Raw genomic sequence first — 21,996 nt, 5'->3', positions numbered from 1 at the left:
CGGGAGAGGGTTGGGGTGAGGGTGTCTGCGAATTGCAGTATTTTTTCCAGCACCGCTTCTGTTTGAAGCAGCACGTCGTTGTTCCAAAACCGCAGCGTTTGGAAATCAAGTGCAGCCATGTCGTCGCTGCGTTTCTGGTCATGCGCAACGCCTGCGTCTTCAGCATGCTGGCCGCCGTCAAGCTCAATGACCAGCCCTGTTTCAAGGCAGGCGAAATCTGCAAAGTAGGGGCCTATGGGACGCTGGCGGCGAAATTTCAAATTGCCGAGTTGCCTGGAACGCAGTCTTGACCAAAGCAGGCTTTCGGCATCGGTTTGGACCTTTCGAAGCGCGCGGGCGCGCACCCTCATCCCCGCCCTCTCCCGCAAGCGTGAGAGGGAGTCAAGCGGGGACGACACCAACGCCGGCTCTTGCTCTTGCTCCCTCTCCCGCGTGCGGGAGAGGGTTGGGGTGAGGGTCTGCGGAATTTTCATGGCACCTGCTTGCGCAAATCGGACGGTACCCAGGCCCACACAAATTCACATTCAACAGGTTCGATGCCCGCTTCGTCGGTCACCGTCACCTGCACATTGACTTCACCCTTGTCACTGGACTGCATCAGCGCCTGCTGCTCGGCCGTGAGGATGGCGACCGCGCGCATCGCGCCGGTGGCGCGCTTTTTGAACGCCATCTTCAGCTCCTTGGCCAGCGGCGTGCAGTCGTCGCGCACATTCATGCCGACCACCATGCCGGTGGCGGTTTCGGCCAGCAGGTTCATGGCCGACGCATGGATGCCGCCGATGTGGTTCTGCACTTTCTTGTCGTTCTTCAAACCGACTTCGACGCGCTGCCGGCTCATCTGCAAAAAGTCCAGCCCGGCCGTGCCGGTGAAAGGCACGGCGCGGCGCAGCACCACGCCTTGATACCAGATGCGGGCAAAAGACGGCACATCGGACAGCCGTTCCAGCTGGCGCTCCAGCCGGTTTGGTGGATGCTTTACGGTGCGCAGTTCGGCCATTAGTTGCGGACGGGCTTGCCGGTGCTCATCATGCCCATGATGCGTTCCTGGGTTTTCGGATGCTCCAGCAGCGCGCAAAAAGCCTTGCGCTCCAGCGTCATCAGGTACTCCTCGGTGACCAGCGTGCCGGCATCGACATCGCCGCCGCAGACCACACCGGCGATCAGGCTGGCGATGTGAAAGTCGTGCGCGCTGATGAAGCCGCCGTCGCGCATGTTGACCAGCTGGCCCTTGATGGTGGCCACGCCGTTGCGGCCCGCCACCGGAAACAGCCGCTTGAGCGGCGGGCGGTAGCCCGACGTGTACAGCGCGCGCGCTTCGTTCAGCGCGACGAACAGCAGCTCGTCCTTGTTCGGCACGACCACGTCGCTGTCGAGCAAAAAGCCCAGCTTGCGGCTTTCCAGCGCGCTGGTGCCCACGGTGGCCATGGCGGCGGCCGAGAACCCCTCCAGCAGGAAAGGCAGCAAGTCCTTGTTGCTGGATTTTCCCGCATTTTCAGCGGCACGGCGCGCAATGTACGTCAGGCCGCCGGCCCCCGGCACCAGGCCAACGCCCACTTCGACCAGGCCGATATAGCTTTCCATCGCCGCGACGCGCTTGGCCGAATACACCGCCATTTCGCAGCCGCCACCGAGCGCCAGGCCACGGATCGCCGACACCACGGGCACGCTGGCATAACGCAGCCTGAGCATCATGGCCTGCATTTCGGCCTCTGCGCCTTCCACCGCCGACACGCCGGCCATCATGAAGGCCGGCAGCATGGCCTGCAGATCGGCTCCGGCCGAGAACATCGCATGGTTGGACCAGATCACCAGGCCCTTGTAGCTTTTTTCGGCCAGGTCCACGCCCATTGCCAGCCCTTCAACCACATCGGGGCTGATGGCATGCATCTTGGTCTTGATGCTGGCAATCAAGATGTCGTTTTGGTCGCCACCCAGCGTCCACAAACGAATCGCGTCGTCTTCGTGCAGCGTCGTTCCGGCAGTCTCGAACGCTGGCGCGCTGGAACCCAGAACATCCTCGGGGAAATACTGGCGTTCATAGACCGGCAGCTTGCGGCGGGGAATAAACTTCTGGCTTGATGCGCTCCAGGAGCCTTCGGGCGTGTGTACGCCACCGCTGTCCGCCACCGGGCCGTTGAATACCCAGTCCGGCAGCGGCGCGGTGCTCAGCGCCTTGCCAGCGTCGATGTCTTCCCTGATCCAGTTCGCGACCTGCAGCCAGCCGGCTTCCTGCCACAGTTCGAACGGGCCCTGGCTGGCGCCAAAGCCCCAGCGCATCGCAAAGTCGATGTCGCGGGCGGTTTCGGCAATGCTGGCCAGATGCACGGCGGCGTAGTGGAACTGGTCGCGCAGCACGGCCCACAAAAAGCGCGGCTCGGCGCCTTCGGCATTGCGCAGCAGCTTCAGGCGCTCGCCCGCCGGCTTTTTCAGCATGCGGCCGACCACTTCATCGGCCTTGGCGCCGCCGGGCACGTATTCCATGCTTTCGGGGTCCAGCCGCAGGATGTCGCGGCCGACTTTCTTGTAAAAACCGGCACCAGTCTTCTGGCCCAGGCTTTTGGCCTCCAGCAAGGCGGCGAGCACAGGTGGCGTGCCGTACATGCTCGCGAACGGGTCTTCGATCTTGCCGGGGCCGAGGTTGTCCTGCAGCGTCTTGATGACATGCGCCATGGTGTCCAGACCGACCACGTCGGCGGTGCGGAAGGTGCCCGAACTGGCGCGGCCCAGCTTCTTGCCGGTCAGGTCATCGACCACGTCGTAGCTCAGGCCAAACGCGTCGGCTTCCTTGATGGTGGCCAGCATGCCGGCAATGCCGACGCGGTTGGCGATGAAGTTGGGCGTGTCGTGGGCGCGGATCACGCCCTTGCCCAGCGCCGTCGTCACGAAGGCTTCCAGGTCGTCCAGCACGGCGGGCTCGGTGGTCGGCGTGTTGATCAGCTCGACCAATGCCATGTAGCGCGGCGGGTTGAAAAAATGAATGCCGCAAAAACGCGGCTTGATGGATTCTGGCAGCGCCTGGCTCAGCGTGGTGATCGACAGGCCCGAGGTGTTGCTGGCCACGATGGCGCCTTCGGCAATGAAGGGCGCGATCTTGTGGTACAGGTCGGTCTTCCAGTCCATGCGCTCGGCAATGGCCTCGATGATCAGGTCGCATTCCTTCAGAACATCCATGTGTTCTTCGTAATTGGCCTGCTGGATCAGACTGGCGTCGTCGGCCACGCCGAGTGGCGCGGGCTTGAGCTTTTTCAAACCCTCGATGGCCCGGCTGACAATGCCGTTTTTCGGGCCTTCCTTGGCCGGCAGATCAAACAGCACCACCGGCACCCGGCAATTGACCAGATGGGCAGCGATTTGCGCACCCATCACGCCCGCGCCGAGCACGGCGACTTTTTTAACTTGAAATCGGGACATCTTTTTTCCTTGTCAATTACTTATTCAGCGCATCTCTCAAGCCAGTGACAGCGTGGAGCCGGCTCTGCCGGGCCACAGATGTCGCCCCTGGAAGGGGGGATGAGGCTACATGCAGTGAGCCTCAGGCGGGGTGAGTCAATTGATGCGAAGCCAGGTCTGGGTGCGCCCGAAAGGCCCGAACGAGCCCCGGACATCCAGCTTTTTCCCGTCTTCGACCGGTGTCATTTTCAGCGTGTAGTTGCGGCCGTTTTCCGGGTCCAGTATCTTGCCGCCCTCCCACACCTCGCGGTTTTCGGCCTTTTTGGCGCCGCGAATGATTTCCAGCCCCAGAATGGGCTGGTCCTTGCGGTCGTCGCTGCAGGGCACGCAAACATCGGGCGCGCCCGGCGCCCTGAAAAGCCGCTTTTCAATCCTGCCACTCAAGCCGGCCGGCGTCTCAAGGATGCGGATTTCGGCCTTGGCCTCGCCGGTCTTGTCGTCGGTGCTGCGCCACAGACCGACCGGCGTGTTCTGGGCCAGCGCAGCCACGCAAGCCGCTCCTAAAAGCATAGCCATCAATGCACGTTTCATATGCGCTCCAGCTTTAAAAGATTAAAAATTCAGGCCAGCGCCGCGTCGGTATCCATCAGCGCCCGGCTGCCGCTGCGCGCGGTGCGCATCAGCGTCGCGGTTTCGGGGAACAGCTTGGCAAAGTAAAAGCGCGCAGTCTGCACCTTGGCCAGATAAAAGGGATCGGTATTGCCGCCAGCGATTTCGCGCAATGCGGTTTGTGCCATGCGCGCCCAGAAGTAGCCAAACACCAGATGCCCGGCCACGCGCAGGTAATCAACGGCGGCAGCGCCCACTTCATCCGGATTCTGGAAGCCCTTGAAACCCAGTTCGGTGGTGAACTTGGTCATCTGGTCGGCCAGGTAGGCCAGCGGGTTGATGAACTCGGCCATCTTCTCGTTCACGCCTTCTTCGGCAATCAGCGCGCCGATGACCTTGCCGAACTTTTTCAGCGTCGCGCCGTTGTTGCCCAGCACCTTGCGGCCCAGCAGGTCGAGCGACTGGATGGTGTTGGTGCCTTCATAGATCATGTTGATGCGGTTGTCGCGCACCAATTGCTCCATGCCCCATTCCTTGACATAGCCGTGGCCGCCGAACACCTGCATGCAGGCGTTGGTCGCAATGTGCCCGTTGTCGGTCAGGAAGGCCTTGACGATGGGTGTCAGCAACGCGACGATTTCGCCTGAATCCTTGCGCACCTTTTCATCGGGATGGTGCAATTCCTTGTCGAGCAGCAGCGTGCAGTAGATCGCCAGCGCCCGGCCGCCTTCGGCATAGGCCTTGGCGGTCAGCAGCATCTTGCGCACATCGGGATGGACGATGATCGGGTCGGCGGGCTTGTCCTTGGCTTTCACGCCTGACAGACTGCGCATCTGGATGCGGTCCTTGGCATAGGCCAGCGCATTCTGGTACGCCACTTCGGTCAGGCCGAGCGACTGGTTGCCCACGCCCAGGCGGGCGGCGTTCATCATCACGAACATGGCGGCCAGGCCCTTGTTGGGCGCGCCGACCATGGTTCCCACAGCGTCTTCCATCACAATTTGCGCCGTGGCGTTGCCGTGGATGCCCATCTTGTGCTCCAGCCCGCCGCACCAGATGCCGTTGCGCGAACCCAGCGAGCCGTCTTCGTTGACATTGAACTTCGGCACGATGAACAGGCTGATGCCCTTGCTGCCCTGCGGCGCATCGGGCAGACGGGCCAGCACCAGGTGCAGGATATTGGGCGTCATGTCATGCTCGCCGGCGCTGATGAAAATCTTGTTGCCGGTCAGCTTGAACGTGCCGTCGGCCTGCGGCTCTGCCTTGGTGCGCAGCATGCCAAGGTCGGTTCCGCAATGCGGCTCGGTCAGGCACATGGTGCCGGTCCACTCGCCGCTGACCAGTTTTGGCAGGTAGAGTTTTTTCTGCGCATCGGTGCCATGCGCATGCAGCGCCTCGTAGGCGCCGTGCGACAGGCCGGGGTACATTGTCCAGGCCTGGTTGGCCGAATTCATCATCTCGTAGAAGCACTGGTTCACCACAAAAGGCAGGCCCTGGCCGCCGTATTCCGGGTCGCAGCTCAGCGCGGCCCAGCCGCCTTCCACATACTGCGCATAGGCTTCCTTGAAACCTTTGGGCGGGGTGACTTCATGGGTGGTCTTGTCAAGCGTGCAGCCTTCCTCGTCGCCGCTGATGTTCAGAGGAAAAGTCACTTCGACCGCAAACTTGCCGCCCTCCTCCAGCACCGCGTTGATGGTCTCGGCATCGATGTCGGCATGCGGCGGCAAGACCTTCAACTCATCGGTGACCTTGAGCACTTCGTGCATGACGAACTGCATGTCGCGCAGGGGCGGGTTGTACTGGGGCATGGTGATCCTTTGGCGTTAATTGACGTTAAGTGGGTTTGGAAGAAGAAGGGTTCGGCAATGTCGGCGACGCTTTCTGCGGCACGGGTGCATCGGGGCTGGCGAGTGCGGCCGAGCTGCCGTAGCGCGCCATCATGTTGGCAAAGGCGGTCTTGGCCCGGGCGATGGAGCCGGGTGTCTTCAGGAAGCGGGCTTCGTAGTGCAGTGCCAGGATGAGACCATGAACCTCGAACACCACCTGATGCGCGTCGGTATGCTGATGAAAATGACCCGCCTCCGTCGCCTGCACCACGGCCCGGTGCATGGCCTCCAGCCAGGTCCGGACTGAATCGGCGAGTGCGTCGCGCACCGGGCCGGGCCGGTCATCGAATTCGACGGCGCCGCTGATGTAGATGCAGCCCGAATCGATCTCCACCGACGTCCGGTTCATCCAGTTGTCAAACATCGCATGCAGGCGCGGCAAGCCGCGCGGCTGGTGCAGCGCCGGAAAGAAGACCTCTTCCTCGAACCGGACATGGTATTCACGCACGACCGAAATCTGCAGTTCCTCGCGCGAGCCGAAATGAGCGAACACACCCGATTTGCTCATGTGCATGACCTCGGCCAGCGCGCCAATGCTCAGTCCTTCCAGGCCGATCTGCGTTGCAAGCCCCAGTGCCGCTTCCACGATCGCGGCCTTGGTCTGCTGGCCTTTTTGCGCGCTTTTGGACGCGCCTTTTCCCTGAGGGCTGCGCGAGCTTTTGACGGAAGGTGAACTGACGGGCATGGATGAAGGCAATAAAAGAACGATCGTGCTATTTTGCATCAATTTCATCTCATGCAGGCTATTCTCCCTACATCTTTCTAGAGTTCAGCTCCTAAGCAAATCAAGGGTTTACCCTTGATTTTCAAAGACTTACCGCGCAGGCGTATTCAGGGTTTGCGTCTTTTGGGCAGCCTGCCAGGGCCTTGGCGCCACCCGCGCCATCTCTTCACGCAGCATGTCCACCAATGCCGTTGCGGCTGGTGACAGACTGCGATAACGCCGCGTGACCAGCCCGATCGGACGGGAAATGTCAGGATCGACCAGAATGCGGCGCACCACGCCGGGCTGCGGCGCCACCGCCGCCGCCAGTTCGGGCAGCGCGGCAACCCCCAGCCCGCAGGCGACCATGGCGGTGATGGTGGCCAGGTGCTCGACCTCGTAGGTTGGCACAAAGCGCAAGCGGTGCTCCAGCAGCGCAGCGTCCGCATACTGGCGCACACTGGCGGGCAGCGGCATTGAAATATGCGTCAGCGCGGCCACGTCGATCCAACGCAGCGGTCCGTTCGCCTGGGCCAGCGCATGGCCGGGCGGAATCAGCAGGACAAAGCCGTCCGAGGCCAGCGGCTGGTAGTCCAGGTCGGCATAAGCAGGATTGGCGGCCGTGAGCGCGAAATCCACCTGACCGGCACGCACCAGGTCAAAGGCCGGGCCTGACAGCGTGTCCACAATCCGGAACCGGATGCCGGGGTGCCGTGCGCTGAAACGGGCGCAGGCCGCCGGTACCACGGTAGCAGCCAGCGACGGCAAAGCAGCCAGCGTCACCTTGCCCGACTGCAGTTCCACCACGTTGCGCACCGCACGCACCGCCTCGTCAGTCTGGGCGCGCAGCAGCAGCGCCTGCTCGGCAAACACCTGCCCGGTCGCCGTGAGCTGCACATGGCGCGTGGTCCGGTCAAACAGCCGCACCGCCAGTGTTTCCTCCAGCCGCGTGATGACGCCGGAAACGGCCGACTGCGACAGATTGACTTGCGCAGCGGTGCGGCGAAAGCTCAGGGTGGCGGCCAGGGCCAGGAAAACATCGAGTTCGCGGAGTGACCAATTGATCTGCATAGCGAATCAGTTTATCCATAAAAACGTTTGGACAGCGCAATGCCCACCTCCTAGACTCGCCAGAAACCCGCCATCCTGTTTTACAAAAAGGACTTCTTTTGAACCTGCTTCCCTCTCATCCGAAAAACGTACATGCCGTGGTGGTCGGCGGAGGCACCATGGGGGCCGATGTGGCCATCGTGCTGGCACGCGGTGGTTGCCGCGTGACGGTGGTTGATCCAGGCGAAGCCAGGCGCGCCGCATTGCAGGCGCATGTAAGGCAAGGCTTGACACCGCTCGGGCTGGAACGTCGGGCAGACCAGGTCACGGCGGTAGCCGAGTTGTCATCTGTGGCCTGGGACGACGTGGCGCTGGTGGTGGAATGCATTCCGGAAAATTTGCCGATGAAGCAGCAACTATTTGCCGAACTGGTGAAGCATGCGCGAGCTTCTGCCGTACTGGCCAGCAACAGTTCGAGCTTTCCGATCAGCGCCATCGTCCAGGGACTGGACTCGCGCCAGCGCATGCTGGGGCTGCACTTTTTCATGCCTGCCCACCTGGTGCCGTTGGTGGAAGTGGTGTGCGGTCCGGACTCCAACCTGGCACTGGCCGACAGCTTGTCCGCCTTCATGCGCGGCTGCGGCAGCGTGCCGGTGCTGGTGCGCAAGGACAAGCCCGGCTTTCTGGCCAACCGGCTGCAGCATGCGCTGGCTAGAGAAGCCTTTGCCATGATCGACGAAGGCATCGCCACGCCCGAGGATGTGGACGCGGCCGTGCGGTTCGGCTTCGGCTTTCGCTACCTGGCCGCAGGGCCGGTGCTGCAGCGCGACCACGCCGGACTCGACGTGCATCGCGCCGCCGCCGCCAGCATGTACCCCAGCCTTTCCAGCACCACGGTTCCTGCCAAGGTGCTGCAGACGCATGTCGATGCAGGCAGGCTGGGCATGAAGACCGGTGCCGGTTTTTACGAATGGCCCGAAACGCGGCGCCGCACGGAGCGCGCGCGCTACGACCGCCTGCTGCGGCAGGGGCTGGACCTGCTGGCCGATGAACTCCCTCCCCTCGACAAAACCTTCTGACCGCCCACCCCATGACTTTTGATCCACTCATCATCACCGTGGCGCCCAACGGCGCCTACAAGCAGGCCCATGACCATGCGGCCGTTCCGCTGACCGCCGCCAGCCTGGCCAGTACTGCCAAGTCCTGCCTGGAGGCGGGCGCCGCCATGCTGCATCTTCATATCCGCGACGCGCAAGGCGGGCACAGCCTGGACGTAGAGGGTTACCGCAACGCCTTGCAGGTCGTCAAGGCAGCCGTGGGCGACGCCATGGTGCTGCAAATCACCAGTGAAGCCGGCCGCGTTTACCAGGCACCCGAACAGATCGCCATGGTGCAGGCGCTGCGGCCGGAAGCCGTTTCGGTCTCGATTCGAGAACTGGACCAGCCAGACATTGGCGAAGCCAGCCTGGCCGCATTTTTCGGCTGGCTGGAGCGCGAGCGGGTCATGACGCAAGTCATTCTTTATGACGTGGCCGACCTGCAGCGCTGGCAGACCCTGCGCGAACGCGGTGTGGTTCCCGAGGCTTCCTGGTTTTTGCTGTTCGTGCTCGGCCGCTACACCACCGGGCAAACCTCCAACCCGCGCGATCTGGTGCCTTTTATGCATGCCCACACCGGGCCAGAGCCCTGGGCGGTGTGCGCATTCGGCGCCACCGAACATGCCTGCGTGACGGCCGCCGCCGCCCTGGGTGGCCATGTGCGGGTGGGTTTCGAGAACAACCTCCAGCTTAAAAACGGCCAGACTGCACCCGACAATGCGGCCCTGGTCGGACAGGCCAGAGAAGCCGCCTTCAGCCTGGGCCGTCCGCTGGCCAGCGCGCAGGACATCCGCCAGCGCTTCGGCGCGGCCTGAGCATTTCAACCACAACCACCACCAGGAGACAACCCCATGAACTGCACCGCTTTTCTCAAACTGGGCGCCACACTGGGCGCCAGCGTGACCCTGGCCCTGCTGATGCCGCTGGCCAGCCATGCGCAGGACAGCTACCCCAGCAAGAATATCCGTTTCGTGGTGCCCTACCCGCCCGGCGGCCCGACCGACCTGATGGCGCGGCTGCTGAGCCAGGAGCTGCAAACCCGGCTGGGCGTCACGGTGATCGTGGACAACAAGGGCGGCGCCGGCGGCAACCTGGGCAGCGCCGAAGTCGCCAAGCAGTCCCCGGCTGACGGGTACACGCTGCTGCTGGCGGCCAGCGGCCCGATGGCGGTCAATTCCACGCTGTTTCGCAGCATGCCCTTCAACCCGCTGACCGACCTGGCGCCGGTGATCCAGATTTCAGCGTTTCCGATGGTGCTGGAGGTCAATCCCAAGCTGAGCGTGAAAACCGTCAAGGAACTGGTGGCGCTGGCCAAAACCAACAAGCCGGATCTGAGTTTTGCATCGGCCGGCAACGGCACGCCGCAGCATCTGGCGGGAGAGCTGTTCAACACACAGATGGATATCAAGATTGCACATATCCCCTACCGGGGCGCAGGCCCGGCGCTGAACGATCTGCTGGGCGGCCAGGTCAATGTGATGTTCGATGTGCTGGGCAGTTCCCTGCCTTACATCCAGACCGGCAAGCTCATCCCGCTGGCCGTGACCTCGGCCAAACGCAGCCCGCTGTTGCCCAATGTGCCGACCATGGCCGAGGCCGGCGTGGCCGGTTATGAATTTACCGGCTGGCATGGCGTTGCCGTTCGCGCCGGCACGCCCGCGCCGATCATCGACAAGCTCAACAGCACACTGAATGCCATTTTCAAGGAGCCCGAGTTCCACAAGAAATGGGAAGCGCTGGGAACGCCCGTGGTGGGTGGCACCCCAGCGCAATTCGGCGAATTGATCAAGAAGGAAACCGTGCGACTCGGCAAGGTGGTCAAGGACTCCGGCGTCACACTGGATTGAGCATTCGGTCCCCTGCGGCCTTCAGGGGAAACCGAATGAATCGGCCAATCAGTCCTGATTTGATAGCTTCGAATGCATGCTGGTAGGGCGAAAACACACATTTTTACCTAAAAAAACCGCAGTGCTGGCCGAAAAAATCAGGCCAGCCGATGCGCTCAGTGCGAGCGGATCATCGTGCCGTAGGCCTTGTCCGTCAGGATCTCCAGCAGCATCGCATGCGGCACCCGGCCGTCGATGATGTGAACGGCGTTCACGCCGCTCTTGGCGGCGTCCAGCGCGCCTTCGATCTTGGGCAGCATGCCGCCTGAAATCGTGCCGTCGGCAAACAAGCCGTCGATCTCGCGCGCCGTCAGATCGGTCAGCAACTCGCCGGCCTTGTTCAACACACCCGGAATATTGGTCAGCAGCACCAGCTTTTCAGCCTTGAGCACCGTGGCCAGCTTGCCGGCCACCACGTCGGCGTTGATGTTGTAGCTTTCGTTGTTTTCCCCAAAGCCGATCGGGCTGATGACCGGAATGAAGGCGTCGTCCTGCAGCGCCTTGACCACGCTGGGGTCGATGCTGACGATTTCGCCAACAAATCCGATGTCATGCTCCTTGCTGGCATCGTCCTTGTCCAGCATGGTGAGCTTTTTCGCGCGGATCAAACCGCCGTCGCGCCCGGTCAGGCCCACTGCCTTGCCGCCGGCCTGGTTAATCAGTCCGACGATGTCCTGCTGCACTTGGCCTGCCAGCACCCATTCGACAACCTCCATGGTTTCGTCGTCGGTCACGCGCATGCCCTGGATGAAATGGCCTTTCTTGCCCAGCCGGTTCAACGCCATTTCAATCTGTGGTCCGCCGCCATGCACCACCACCGGGTTCATGCCGACCAGCTTGAGCAGCACCACGTCTTCGGCGAAGTCGGCCTGCAGCGCAGGGTCGGTCATGGCATTGCCACCGTACTTGATGACGATGGTTTTGCCATGAAACTGGCGAATGTAGGGCAGCGCCTGGGCCAGGATCTCGGCCTTGTCGCGCGGTCCAATATGCGACAGGTCGGGGTCGGAAGAAGATGATTCGGGAAGCAGCGGATGGGTCATGTCATCAAGCCTGAAAGTGTTGAATCTGCAAATTGTGCCGCATGGGCGTGATGAACTGAAGTCGCCACGCGCACCAGACTGGCGCCAGCCGGCATCGGTGGACTCTCGTGGGCCTAAAAACCGGTATCAGGCGTCACCCGGCAGGGCCGCGGGTGGTTACGCCGGCGCACCAGCCACGCTGTCTCCATGCGGGCGGTAGCCATGCACCAGCCGGAGCAGGATGGCGCGCATCACCGGCGCTTGGTTGAGCGTGGCGGCCTGGCGCATATCCACCAGGATGGGTGCGAGTTCCGTCCAGGAAACAAACTCCTCGTGCGCCTTCATGATTCGCTGGTGCGCCGTTTTCTCGGGGTTGTCGCCGATCAGCAGTTCTTCGTACAGCTTTTCGCCAGGGCGAAGACCGGTGATCCTGATTTCAATATCGCCGTCGGGGTTGTCCGCATCACGCAGGCTCAGGCCGGACAGTTGCGCCATGCGCCGGGCAAGATCGACAATTTTTAGCGGGCTGCCCATGTCAAGCACAAACACATCGCCCCCTTGGGCCATGGCACCGGCTTGCAGCACCAGCTGGGCGGCCTCGGGAATCGTCATGAAATAGCGTGTGACCTCCGGATGCGTGACCGTCAGCGGGCCGCCGTCGCGCAGCTGCTTGCGAAACAGCGGCACCACGCTGCCGCTGCTGCCCAGCACATTGCCAAAGCGGACCATGGCAAATATGGTGCGGTTCGGGACTTCCGGACTGTAGCTGCCGTCGGGGGCCACAAAACGCACCGACGGGCTGGCTGCCAGTGCCTGAAGCACCAGTTCGGCCATGCGCTTGGTCGCGCCCATGACATTGGTCGGGCGAACCGCCTTGTCGGTGGAAATCAGCACGAAATGCGATGTTCCGCTTTCCATGGCGGCTCTGGCGGCGTTCAGGGTACCAAAGACATTGTTCAGCACGCCTTCGGACGGATTGCTCTCGACCAGCGGCACATGCTTGTAGGCTGCGGCGTGGTAGACCGTGGCCGGCCGGTAAAGCTGGAAGATTTCCTTGATGCGGCCAAAATTGCCGACGCTGGCCAGCAGAGGGACCACCTCGACCTGCAGCCCATGGTCAATGCACAAACCCAGCAGTTCGCGGTGAATGGTGTACAGGGCAAATTCATTGAGTTCGACCAGCACCAGCCGGCGCGGCTTTTCCTGCAGGATCTGGCGGCACAACTCGCTGCCGATGCTGCCGCCTGCGCCGGTGACCAGCACCGCCTGGTCGGCCAGGTTGCGCGCCAGCAGGGTCGAATCGGGCGGCACCGGCGGGCGGCCCAGCAGGTCTTCCACATCGAGTTCCTGGAAATCCTGGATCGTCACCCGCCCCGACGCCATGTCGCCCATGCCGGGGAGCGTCCGGACGTGCACGGGCAGTTCGCGCAGGCTGGCGATGATTTCATTGCGCCGCGCACGGTCCAGCGCCGGCATGGCCAGCAGGATGTCAGTCACGCCCATGCGCTCCACAGCATCGGCCACCTCGGCGGGTGCCATGATGTCGACGCCGTTGATGCTTCTTCCGGCCTTCTTTTTGTCATCGTCGATAAAGCCCAGCAGCACGAACTGGCGGGCCACCGCCAGGGCAGAGGCTGTTTCCACACCCGCCTCGCCAGCGCCATAGATCAGCAGGCGGCCGACCGCATGACGCGCCTTGCTCGACCAGCCGGCCAGCCAGAACCGCGCCATCGCACGGCTGATGCCGACCAGCAGCAGCAGCAGCAGGGGCTGGATCAGGCCCAGGGTGCGGGGCACGCCTTCCCATTTGAAATACAGCAAAGTCCCAAAAAATAGCACCGCATACAGCGCGACCGCTTTGGCCGTGGTCGCCAGGGCCGCCATGCCGGTGTAGCGAAAAATGGCGCGGTACAGTCCAAATCGCACGAAGACAGGAATCGCCAGCAGGGGCGCGAGCAGGTACACGTAGGCTTGCTGTGCATAGGGCAGGCCGGTCTGGTCGACGCGCAGGTAAAAAGCGATCCACACCGACACCAGCGTCAGCAGCAGGTCAAGCACAATGACAAACGCCCGTTTGGCATTGCGCGGCAATGCCAGCAAGGGTGCTGCATTCAATCGATTGAATAACATTTGATCTTCTTGTAGTTAGGCCTGAAGGCAAGCAAGCAGCGAAGTAAAACCGATGCTTTCAGCCTTGAAACACGCCATCCCCTTGTTCCCGCTTGCATAACCGTCAACACATTTTTCATTCAGCCCGCTGACGGTCAGTGGGCGACGCCATCGCGCCGAATTACCTTGACGAAGGTCAGCCACAAAATACGAATGTCAAACCACAGCGTCTGCTGCTGAAGATACGCCACATCGAGTTTGACCTTGTCGGGAATGGGTAACTCGTCGCGCCCGTTGATTTGTGCCCAGCCCGTCAGCCCCGGCACCAGTTCATGCACGCCAAAACGGGTCCTCAGTTCAATCAGGTCATGCTGGTTGAAGAGCGCAGGGCGTGGCCCGACAAAGCTCATGTCACCGGTCAAGATACTCCACAACTGCGGCAGTTCATCCAGGCTGCTTTTGCGTAAAAAGCTGCCAATGGGCGTCAGATAGGTTGTTGGGTCGGCCAGCAAGTGCGTGGCGACGGCCGGTGTGCCGACCCGCATGCTGCGGAACTTGGGCATCTTGAACAGTTTGTTGTGGCGCCCTACCCGGTCCGACCAGTACAGGACAGGGCCGGGCGAGGTCAGGCGGACCATCAGGGCGACCAGCGACACCGGCACAACCAGAATCAGGGCGGCCGCCACGGCCAGGAAAAGGTCAAACATCCGCTTCATGGGGAGTAGCCTTCCGCGGCCTTCTTCAAGCCCTGATCCAGGGTCAAGGGTGGTTTCCAACCCAAAAGATGGCGCGTTTTCTGAATATCCACCTGCAGCGAACCGCAGAGGCGCCGGGCCATGTCCCCCTTGCCGAGCAGCGCAGCCGCCTGCGTCAGCAGACCCGCAGGCACGGGAATCAGGCGCGCCGGGCGATTCATGGCCTGGCCCATGCGGCGCAGCAATTCGGTGGTGGAAACATCTTGTCCATCGGACACCAGAAAGGTCTGGTTGGCCGCCGCCGGATGGGTCAGGCAGGTCACGATCAGATCGACCAGGTTGTCCAGCGCCACCAGGCTGCGCTGGTTGTGGATGGCGCCCAGCGGTAAGGGTACGCCGCGCCGGAGCCAGCGCATCATGGTGGCGAAATTGGCCTTGACGCCGGGGCCGTACACCAGCGGCGGACGAATGATGACGACTTCCATGCCGGTTTGAGCCGCAATCTCTCGCAACCCCTGTTCGGCCTCCAGCTTGGAAATGCCATAGGCGTCGAGCGGCGCCGGCGCATCGTCGGCGCAAAAAGGCCGGTCGGGCTGCGTTGCTTCGCCATTGACCTTGACGGAGCTGATGAAGACAAAGCGACGCACACCGGCAAACGCCGCCTGTTCAGCCAGATTCAAGGTGCCCTGAACGTTGACCCGGCGAAATTCATCCAGGGGATTGCCGGCTGTTTCTGCCATGACATGCACGCGGGCAGCCGCATGAACAACGGCCTGGCGGCCGTTCAGGGCAGCATGCCAGAGGGTGTTGGCATTGATCTCCTCCACCACGATATTTTCGGTTTCGCCGAAAAATCGGCAAGGTGCGCGGGTCGCCGCGCCCACTGTCAACTCACGGGCGGCAGCCTCGGCGCACACGGCCCCTCCCACAAACCCATTGGCACCGGTGACCAGAACATTCGGTCGGATCATGCGCGACGCTTTCCTGCCAGCAGCAAAGCGGCACACGACAATGAAAACAGTATCTTGTCGCGCAAACGTCGACGGCATTCCCAGGCATGGAGACTGAGCGACAGCAAACCCGACTTGCTGCCGTTCGACCACTGCCGGACGAAAGGATCATTCCCCAATCCGACAAGTTCAGCAATCAATGCAGATTGGGCCAGCCCCCATCCATTCAATACCTTGCGTGCGCGGTGAAGATAAGCTTGCAATCCCTTATTGACACCTACCTGGTTTTTTTCATGCTGCCGGTAAAGCATTCCAGCGTAGTCATCTATAAACCACCGATACCCATTGGCGCGCGCATAGGCATAAAAAAACCAGTCATGCAAACCGACCTGTTGAACTTCAGTCCAGCGGGTTTTCAGCAGGACTTGAATGGCACAAGCAAGTTCTTTTCGAAACACATACGTGCAACCTGGACCCGCAGCTTCGAACAAAAAGTCCCATCGAGTCTGCTTCTGTGATTTTTCAATTAGTTGCTGACGACCATCTTGCCAAAATGCAATGACATTACTTGAATAGGCATCTGCTCCAGTTTTCAAAAGCATTTCATGCGCACGAATCAGCTTATCTGGAAGCCAAATATCATCCTGATCGGCAAGACAGACGTAGTCGAATTTCCGAAAATTTACTTCACTGAAAATTTTAAAAAAATTACGCGCAGCACCACCAAAACGCTCCACACAAGGGAGCACAAAAACAGACGAGTTCCTACTCGCCCAATCTTGACATAAAACCATTGTGTCATCCGTCGACGGATCAACACTGATGAAAATTTTTACATTCACATTTTTTTGTTCCAGTATGGATGTTATTTGCGCATCAATCCATTGCGTACCATTGAATGCAGCCAGAAGTACGGCCACATCAAGCACCGTCAAATCATCATTAATATTATCTACACTCAAGATAAGCCTTTACACCTTATAGATCAAAGTTATTTTTTTTGATTATCAATCAAAGAATCGCGAAGATTGTTTAATCGAAATCCTTGGGAAATTATTCGACGCACCCATAAAGCAAAAAGCCTGATCCGCCAAACCAGCATCAGCAGCCAGCCTTGCGATTTATCAGGACTAACATTACTGTTGTGACGACGATATTGAATCAATGGAAATGGAATATAACTTACTCTTCCAAAGGCTGCACCAAGCACTCCAAGCCACATGTCGTGCATTGGCACCGAAGCTGGGATGGGAAGTGCAACAGAAAGCAGTTCACCTCGAATGGCCATTGCGCAACCCAGATAACGATTTCGTATCAGCGTACTCCATAAACCACCCTTAAATCCGCCACGGGTTTCCATGAAGGATGGCGCAGTAACCACACCTTGTGCATCAATCAATTCGGCATCAGATACAACCACCAATACCCGAGGATCACGTTCGAATTCATTCACAAAGCTCGAACGTTTTCCAGGCAACCATGCATCATCCTGATCACATAAAAATAAAATAGAATGCCGAGCCAGGGAAAATCCGCGCTCAAAGCTCTTTATAACACCCGTATTGACGGGATTGACATAAACATGAACACGGGCATCATTGACTGAAGCAAGCCATTCGCTGGACCCATCAGAAGAAGCATCGTCGATGACCAGGAGCTCATCCTGCGGCTCAAGCTGGGAAAGAACCGAAGCAATCTGAACAGGAAGAAATTTTCGACCGTTGAATACGGCCATCACCACTGAAACCGGGAGACTCATAAAATTGCGACACCTGTCTTGTCAAAATAGGTTATCGGCTTGCCAGTCATTTCACGCGAATCCGAAAAATTAGCCAGCGTACGCAGTGAAAACAAAGAGATCAATACGAAAGACAAGCCAATTGGATTATTCAAAAAAGGATTTGATCCAGTTTGAATGTAAACAAGCAAAATAGAATAAAAGAAAGCCGATCCCAAATTATAATTTAAGTCATTTTTATCAATACGATGATAATAAATAAATGCCGTTATCAGAGGAAACAACCAAAACATCAATCCGGCCACGCCCAACTTCCACCCTATCCACAGGAAAGAATTCTCGATATTCAACCGCTCATTAATATACGACCCAAACCCCTCACCTATTATCAACGTTGAGACACTTGCATTTTCAAGCATGAAACTCAAATCGTTCAGGCGGACATTATTTGAAATCTCACGTTGCTCAGAAAATCCTGCACTTGTGCCAGGCAAATAAAACCAGACAAAAAAACCGGAAATAAACGTCAACAAAAATGCTAAGGCAAGAGATTTCCATCGACGAAGTCCGAACAGCATGAAAATTATTGCTGCCGCCGTAGAAATAACAAAACCCCGCGTCAATGTGAGAGTAAGAGCGACGATGACCAAAAGCAATGCAACACTTGACAACCGGCCCTTCATGAACATCAGAAAAACACTGGAAATAGCAAGATAAAGAAATCCTTTATAAAAGAAAAAATTCTCACCTCGAAAGAAAAATTCACCAGTTGAATCAAGGGTTTGATAAAACCTGTCAAACTCCAAAATTCCCGACCATAATCCAACCACTGAGATTAAATATATGATTGCAAGCACTACACCGGACATACATAACATTGTTGCTGTCGATCGGACAACACTCACAGAACCCAACATGATTGCGAAGAAAGGTGCGAGCATCCAGTACAAAGATGGCTGTGTATCGGAAAGCAAATCTGCCCAGTCCGCTCCCTTAACTGCTCCATTAAAAAATCCAAGGCCATGAACAAGCATATAAACCACGCTCACGCCCAAGGAAAACAACACCGCACCGCCATCTTTATTTTTGTGAAACACCAACAGCACCATGGATGCACAAATACATAATACAAACAACACCATGCGCAGAGTTACCGGGCCAAACTCAAGCAAACGCCCGCCGCCACCCAAAAACAGCTCCAGTACCGTCACCGTATAAAGTGCCCGCATCATGAATGATTTTTACGTGGCTCAAAAAGCCATGCAACGATGTTCCATGCCCCAGCAGGATTGGATAACATCTGTCGAACTATACGAAACAAAATTCTCATCGGATAAAAAAATCGCGCAGACCACGGCAATGATGCAATAAAAAAATTCTCAGCATCCATTATATTAAAAAGCCGTGCACGATTTACAGTAGCTGGCTCATAGATCGACAGCTCATGCTTTACAACGGCATCAAACACAGCAATACTTTTATTCATCGAGTTAAATCGTGAAAAAATCCAGTGATCTACATAATCAAGCCAAAGTTGTTTCGGTATAGGTCCGATTTCCTCAAAGGATTTGACATCGACAAAACTTGCCGAGGAAATTCCAGTCAGGCATTTACCTAACTTCAATCCCGAATGGCGCGGGACAGGCTTGAAACCGCCGTTCCAGGTCATATGTGCAGGCGAGACAGCTCTTTCAGCATGCACCACCCAGGGAAGCAATGCAGCTGGACGTATGCCTGCCTGGTTCAATGCCTCAGAAGCAAGGGAGAAAAAACCTTCAGGAAGTGTCGTGTCATGGTCCAGAAGCAAGAGCCAGCCCAACCCTAAATCTTGCGCCAAATACATACCGCATGCATAGGCAGATGCCGTTCCTTCATTTTTTGGATTGTGAATATAGCTGCAATTCTCCAGCAAGGGAGGCTTTGCTCGTGGTTGCGCAGAATTATCATAAATAAGTACATGACACAAACTCAAACTGCCTGCCTTACTGTATTTTAACAACGTACGTAACTGATTCCAAGGCTTGACTTCTTCTAAATTACGCTCATAAACAACCAGCACAGCAAGCACACCATCAAGATTTTCACTCGAACTCATTTTTTGCAGTCCTTAATCTTATAAAAAATAGAGTGTTTTCCATCAGCTTCAAAGTTTGTTTCTTTTACAAATCAAAAGAAGTGCAAGCAAATCCATACCCACTCTTATCGTCCAAGCGATTGCGGCACCCAATATGCCAAATGTTTTCATGCAAAAAAACAGCAGTGGAGCATAAAACAACAATTCAATCAAATGCAGATAGGCCGTTGTACGGGAATCACCTCCTGCCTGAATGGCAGCAAAGGGAACATGTGCCATCCCATTAAGCAGCAAACCCAAAGCCATCACCGAAACAATCGCCCAGGATTTATCTGCAAAATCCTGCCCCAGCCATAAATGCAGACCCCACCTCGATCCAACCGCGATTAAAATGCATACAGGAAGTAAAACTCCAGCTACTGTAGCCAAACATTTTCTGTACAGAATTTTCGCTTCCGAAGGATTTATCTTCATGACTGTGGCAATCCTGGGAAATAATGCCGCAGTTAATGCGGCAGGTAAAACCAGTACACGTATCAAGGCTTCAAAGGGCACGGTATAGTAAGCGACAACACTTGCACCTAGTGCTCCAGAAATAACAAATCTGTCTGCAGTAACCATTAAGGGACTGATAATGTTTGAAACCGTCATCCATGCACCGAAAGACAGCAGCTGTCGCATCTTTTCTTTGCTGACCCCTCCAAGCGCCGAGTCTGTTGGCAGTTTTTTGTGCACTTCCCAGGCATGGGCTGCAAGCATTAATACCCGTGCAGCAATTAAACTGGCAACCATCCAAACCAGTGATTTACCCAAGAACATCACGCTAAGCGCAGGCAAGCCAAAATTTGCCGCTCCCAAGCACATCCGCAACAAATTCACTACCCGGAAATCTTCATAACCTTCCAGAATTCCCCGGAGGCCGGTGGTGACTGTTGTTAATGGAATACCTATTGCAGCAATTAACAATGCATTAGCTGTGCTGGGCTGCAAGGATATACTGACATTAAGCCAATCAAGTGCCAGCCTCTCAGAGGTCAGTCCAAGGATCAGCCCACCCAATAAACCCGTTACTGCAGTAAACCAAAGCCCTGTTTTCACCAGGCTGGGTAATGAAGCATCGGAACCTGTTGAGCGGGCGGCAGCCACTTGTTGTGTAAGCGCTCGACCCAGTCCAAAATCAAAAAGACTAAAGTACCCAATCAGGGCCCACACTATCGTGAGGATACCAAATGCCTCGACACCCACCTCTTTAATCAGATAGGGTATCGTGACTGCCCCCAGCACAAGGGGAAATCCGGTTCCGGCTAAATTCCAGAGCGTATTGCGTCGCAGCGACATATGCCGCTTCTCAAGCTTTACTCAAATTTATACCCTGCAGATCCTTGGCAGAAAGTACGGGTTGTGCAATGCCGTGCAGGGCTAGCGGCCACTCAATCCCGATAGCCGGATCATTCCAGGCAATGCAGCGCTCATGCGCGGGCGCATAGTAGTCGGTCGTTTTGTACAGAAAATCTGCCGTCTCGCTGAGTACCACAAACCCATGAGCGAAGCCCGGCGGCACCCACAGCTGGCGGTGATTTTCTTCGCTCAATTCCACGCCCACCCATTCCCCGAACGTTGACGATGACTTGCGGATGTCCACCGCCACGTCGAACACCGCTCCGCGCGCTACCCGGACCAGCTTACCCTGCGGTTGCTCAATCTGATAGTGCAGGCCGCGCAGCACGCCCTTGGTGCTTCGGCTGTGGTTGTCCTGCACAAACTGATGGTGGGCTCCCGCCACTTCGTCAAACGCCTGCTGGTTGAAACTCTCGAAGAAAAAGCCGCGCGCATCGCCGAATACCTTCGGCTCGATGATCAGCACATCGGCAATAGCCGTCTGTGTGACCTTCATGGCCGTCCCCCTTCGGCCAGCAGACGCTGCAAGTACTGGCCGTAGCCGTTCTTGGCCAGCGGCCGGGCCAGCTTTTCAAGCTGCTCGGCATCAATAAAGCCGTTGCGCCAGGCAATTTCCTCCGGACAGGCGATCTTCAGGCCCTGACGGTGCTCCAGCGTGGCAATGAACTGTCCAGCTTCCAGCAGGCTGTCATGCGTGCCGGTGTCCAGCCATGCATAGCCGCGCTTCATGATCTGCACCTTGAGCTGGTCCAGGTCCAGATAGGCCTGGTTCACGGCAGTGATTTCCAGCTCGCCCCGGGCACTCGGCTGGACGGCCTTGGCAATGTCCACGACCTGCCGGTCATAGAAATACAGCCCCGTGACGGCATAGTTGCTTCTGGGCTTCAGCGGCTTTTCCTCAATGCTGCTGGCCTTGCCGGCGGCATCGAAAGCCACCACGCCGTAACGCTCGGGGTCCTGCACGTGGTAGGCGAAGACGGTCGCACCGCCAACTTGCGCGTCGGCCTCGGCCAGCAAGGGCACGAAATCATGGCCGTGAAAAATGTTGTCGCCCAGCACCAGGGCGCTGGGTTGGTTGCCGATGAATTGCTCGCCGATAAGAAAAGCCTGCGCCAGGCCGTCCGGGCTGGGCTGCACGGCGTATTGCAGATTCATGCCCCACTGGCTGCCGTCGCCCAGCAGTTGCGCAAAGCGCGGCGTGTCCTGTGGCGTGCTGATGATCAGCACGTCGCGGATGCCGGCCAGCATCAGGGTGCTCAGCGGATAGTAGATCATCGGCTTGTCATACACCGGGAGCAGTTGCTTGCTGATGGCCAGCGTGGCCGGATGCAGCCGGGTGCCGGAACCTCCGGCGAGGATGATGCCTTTGCGTTGGGTCATGGGATGTAG

The 21,996-nt window shown here is 58.1% G+C and carries 21 protein-coding genes; 3 read left to right on the top strand and 18 right to left on the bottom strand.

What is annotated here, in order from left to right:
- From GZ092_RS11725 to GZ092_RS11695, 7 genes are all read right to left on the bottom strand, one after another.
- Nucleotides 1-473, bottom strand: a 473-nt coding sequence (locus tag GZ092_RS11725) for an endonuclease domain-containing protein (protein WP_293636607.1), incomplete at its 3' end; no start/stop codon positions are given.
- The gene (locus GZ092_RS11720; RefSeq protein WP_293636606.1) at nt 470-997 is read right to left on the bottom strand and encodes a DUF4442 domain-containing protein; all 528 of its coding nucleotides are present in this window, start codon (nt 995-997) and stop codon (nt 470-472) included. The genes GZ092_RS11720 and GZ092_RS11725, both read right to left, overlap by 4 nt.
- The gene (locus GZ092_RS11715) at nt 997-3,411 is read right to left on the bottom strand and encodes a 3-hydroxyacyl-CoA dehydrogenase/enoyl-CoA hydratase family protein (RefSeq protein WP_293636604.1); all 2,415 of its coding nucleotides are present in this window, start codon (nt 3,409-3,411) and stop codon (nt 997-999) included. The genes GZ092_RS11720 and GZ092_RS11715 overlap by 1 nt, the downstream gene beginning before the upstream one ends.
- Before the next feature lie 135 nt (nt 3,412-3,546).
- Nucleotides 3,547-3,981, bottom strand: coding sequence for a DUF2147 domain-containing protein (locus GZ092_RS11710; protein ID WP_293636602.1), 435 nt, complete (start codon nt 3,979-3,981; stop codon nt 3,547-3,549).
- Between the two features lie 29 nt (nt 3,982-4,010).
- On the bottom strand, nt 4,011-5,807 hold the full coding sequence (locus tag GZ092_RS11705; protein ID WP_293636600.1) for an acyl-CoA dehydrogenase C-terminal domain-containing protein: 1,797 nt from the start codon (nt 5,805-5,807) through the stop codon (nt 4,011-4,013).
- Between the two features lie 25 nt (nt 5,808-5,832).
- Complete coding sequence (locus GZ092_RS11700) at nt 5,833-6,570, bottom strand: TetR/AcrR family transcriptional regulator (RefSeq protein WP_293636599.1); 738 nt, start codon at nt 6,568-6,570, stop codon at nt 5,833-5,835.
- Between the two features lie 129 nt (nt 6,571-6,699).
- Nucleotides 6,700-7,659, bottom strand: coding sequence for a LysR family transcriptional regulator (locus GZ092_RS11695; protein ID WP_293636598.1), 960 nt, complete (start codon nt 7,657-7,659; stop codon nt 6,700-6,702).
- 104 nt (nt 7,660-7,763) lie between these two features.
- Here GZ092_RS11695 and GZ092_RS11690 point away from each other — a divergent pair, with 104 nt between their 5' ends.
- The 3 genes from GZ092_RS11690 to GZ092_RS11680 all read left to right on the top strand — a co-directional run bounded on the left by GZ092_RS11690 (nt 7,764) and on the right by GZ092_RS11680 (nt 10,582).
- Nucleotides 7,764-8,717, top strand: a complete 954-nt coding sequence (locus GZ092_RS11690; protein ID WP_293636640.1) for a 3-hydroxyacyl-CoA dehydrogenase NAD-binding domain-containing protein — start codon at nt 7,764-7,766, stop codon at nt 8,715-8,717.
- 11 nt (nt 8,718-8,728) lie between these two features.
- Nucleotides 8,729-9,550: a 3-keto-5-aminohexanoate cleavage protein gene (locus GZ092_RS11685; protein ID WP_293636597.1), complete on the top strand. Its 822-nt coding sequence runs from the start codon at nt 8,729-8,731 to the stop codon at nt 9,548-9,550.
- Between the two features lie 102 nt (nt 9,551-9,652).
- Complete coding sequence (locus GZ092_RS11680) at nt 9,653-10,582, top strand: tripartite tricarboxylate transporter substrate binding protein (RefSeq protein WP_293636639.1); 930 nt, start codon at nt 9,653-9,655, stop codon at nt 10,580-10,582.
- A 155-nt stretch (nt 10,583-10,737) separates the two neighbouring features.
- On the opposite strand, the gene argB is transcribed toward GZ092_RS11680, so the two are convergent.
- From argB to rfbA, 11 genes are all read right to left on the bottom strand, one after another.
- Nucleotides 10,738-11,664 carry an acetylglutamate kinase gene (gene argB, locus GZ092_RS11675; RefSeq protein ID WP_293636596.1) on the bottom strand — a complete coding sequence of 309 codons (927 nt, stop codon included), beginning with the start codon at nt 11,662-11,664 and terminating at the stop codon, nt 10,738-10,740.
- 156 nt (nt 11,665-11,820) lie between these two features.
- The gene (locus tag GZ092_RS11670; protein WP_293636595.1) at nt 11,821-13,773 is read right to left on the bottom strand and encodes a nucleoside-diphosphate sugar epimerase/dehydratase; all 1,953 of its coding nucleotides are present in this window, start codon (nt 13,771-13,773) and stop codon (nt 11,821-11,823) included.
- 134 nt (nt 13,774-13,907) lie between these two features.
- A complete protein-coding gene (locus GZ092_RS11665) occupies nt 13,908-14,468 on the bottom strand; it encodes a sugar transferase (RefSeq protein ID WP_293636594.1) in 561 nt (186 codons plus the stop codon).
- A complete protein-coding gene (locus tag GZ092_RS11660; protein ID WP_293636593.1) occupies nt 14,465-15,418 on the bottom strand; it encodes an SDR family oxidoreductase in 954 nt (317 codons plus the stop codon). The genes GZ092_RS11665 and GZ092_RS11660 overlap by 4 nt, the downstream gene beginning before the upstream one ends.
- Entirely contained in the window at nt 15,415-16,359 is a 945-nt protein-coding gene (locus tag GZ092_RS11655) for a glycosyltransferase (RefSeq protein WP_293636591.1), read from the bottom strand. Before GZ092_RS11655 ends, GZ092_RS11660 begins: the two co-directional genes overlap by 4 nt.
- 29 nt (nt 16,360-16,388) lie before the next feature.
- On the bottom strand, nt 16,389-17,156 hold the full coding sequence (locus GZ092_RS11650; protein WP_293636590.1) for a glycosyltransferase family 2 protein: 768 nt from the start codon (nt 17,154-17,156) through the stop codon (nt 16,389-16,391).
- A complete protein-coding gene (locus tag GZ092_RS11645) occupies nt 17,153-18,367 on the bottom strand; it encodes a hypothetical protein (protein WP_293636589.1) in 1,215 nt (404 codons plus the stop codon). Before GZ092_RS11645 ends, GZ092_RS11650 begins: the two co-directional genes overlap by 4 nt.
- Nucleotides 18,364-19,230: a hypothetical protein gene (locus GZ092_RS11640; RefSeq protein WP_293636588.1), complete on the bottom strand. Its 867-nt coding sequence runs from the start codon at nt 19,228-19,230 to the stop codon at nt 18,364-18,366. The genes GZ092_RS11645 and GZ092_RS11640 overlap by 4 nt, the downstream gene beginning before the upstream one ends.
- A gap of 48 nt (nt 19,231-19,278) precedes the next feature.
- A complete protein-coding gene (locus tag GZ092_RS11635; RefSeq protein ID WP_293636586.1) occupies nt 19,279-20,547 on the bottom strand; it encodes a flippase in 1,269 nt (422 codons plus the stop codon).
- A 10-nt stretch (nt 20,548-20,557) separates the two neighbouring features.
- A complete protein-coding gene (rfbC, locus tag GZ092_RS11630; protein ID WP_293636584.1) occupies nt 20,558-21,103 on the bottom strand; it encodes a dTDP-4-dehydrorhamnose 3,5-epimerase in 546 nt (181 codons plus the stop codon).
- On the bottom strand, nt 21,100-21,987 hold the full coding sequence (gene rfbA / locus GZ092_RS11625; protein WP_293636583.1) for a glucose-1-phosphate thymidylyltransferase RfbA: 888 nt from the start codon (nt 21,985-21,987) through the stop codon (nt 21,100-21,102). Before rfbA ends, rfbC begins: the two co-directional genes overlap by 4 nt.
- Nucleotides 21,988-21,996: the final 9 nt, after the last annotated feature.

The organism is Polaromonas sp. (genome assembly GCF_010365105.1).
GTDB lineage: Bacteria > Pseudomonadota > Gammaproteobacteria > Burkholderiales > Burkholderiaceae_C > Polaromonas.
This window is presented reverse-complemented; position numbering and strand designations above follow the sequence as displayed.

Bases quoted from the DNA above. Each gene is read 5' to 3' on its own strand.
- rfbC (WP_293636584.1), bottom strand. From the start codon at position 21,103: ATGAAGGTCACACAGACGGCTATTGCCGATGTGCTGATCATCGAGCCG.
- GZ092_RS11665 (WP_293636594.1), bottom strand. From the start codon at position 14,468: ATGAAGCGGATGTTTGACCTTTTCCTGGCCGTGGCGGCCGCCCTGATT.
- GZ092_RS11695 (WP_293636598.1), bottom strand. From the start codon at position 7,659: ATGCAGATCAATTGGTCACTCCGCGAACTCGATGTTTTCCTGGCCCTG.
- GZ092_RS11635 (WP_293636586.1), bottom strand. From the start codon at position 20,547: ATGTCGCTGCGACGCAATACGCTCTGGAATTTAGCCGGAACCGGATTT.
- rfbA (WP_293636583.1), bottom strand. From the start codon at position 21,987: ATGACCCAACGCAAAGGCATCATCCTCGCCGGAGGTTCCGGCACCCGG.
- GZ092_RS11670 (WP_293636595.1), bottom strand. From the start codon at position 13,773: ATGTTATTCAATCGATTGAATGCAGCACCCTTGCTGGCATTGCCGCGC.
- GZ092_RS11680 (WP_293636639.1), top strand. From the start codon at position 9,653: ATGCCGCTGGCCAGCCATGCGCAGGACAGCTACCCCAGCAAGAATATC.
- GZ092_RS11720 (WP_293636606.1), bottom strand. From the start codon at position 997: ATGGCCGAACTGCGCACCGTAAAGCATCCACCAAACCGGCTGGAGCGC.
- GZ092_RS11715 (WP_293636604.1), bottom strand. From the start codon at position 3,411: ATGTCCCGATTTCAAGTTAAAAAAGTCGCCGTGCTCGGCGCGGGCGTG.
- GZ092_RS11710 (WP_293636602.1), bottom strand. From the start codon at position 3,981: ATGAAACGTGCATTGATGGCTATGCTTTTAGGAGCGGCTTGCGTGGCT.
- GZ092_RS11685 (WP_293636597.1), top strand. From the start codon at position 8,729: ATGACTTTTGATCCACTCATCATCACCGTGGCGCCCAACGGCGCCTAC.
- GZ092_RS11705 (WP_293636600.1), bottom strand. From the start codon at position 5,807: ATGCCCCAGTACAACCCGCCCCTGCGCGACATGCAGTTCGTCATGCAC.
- GZ092_RS11645 (WP_293636589.1), bottom strand. From the start codon at position 18,367: ATGATGCGGGCACTTTATACGGTGACGGTACTGGAGCTGTTTTTGGGT.
- GZ092_RS11650 (WP_293636590.1), bottom strand. From the start codon at position 17,156: ATGAGTCTCCCGGTTTCAGTGGTGATGGCCGTATTCAACGGTCGAAAA.
- GZ092_RS11700 (WP_293636599.1), bottom strand. From the start codon at position 6,570: ATGCCCGTCAGTTCACCTTCCGTCAAAAGCTCGCGCAGCCCTCAGGGA.
- argB (WP_293636596.1), bottom strand. From the start codon at position 11,664: ATGACCCATCCGCTGCTTCCCGAATCATCTTCTTCCGACCCCGACCTG.
- GZ092_RS11660 (WP_293636593.1), bottom strand. From the start codon at position 15,418: ATGATCCGACCGAATGTTCTGGTCACCGGTGCCAATGGGTTTGTGGGA.
- GZ092_RS11640 (WP_293636588.1), bottom strand. From the start codon at position 19,230: ATGAGTTCGAGTGAAAATCTTGATGGTGTGCTTGCTGTGCTGGTTGTT.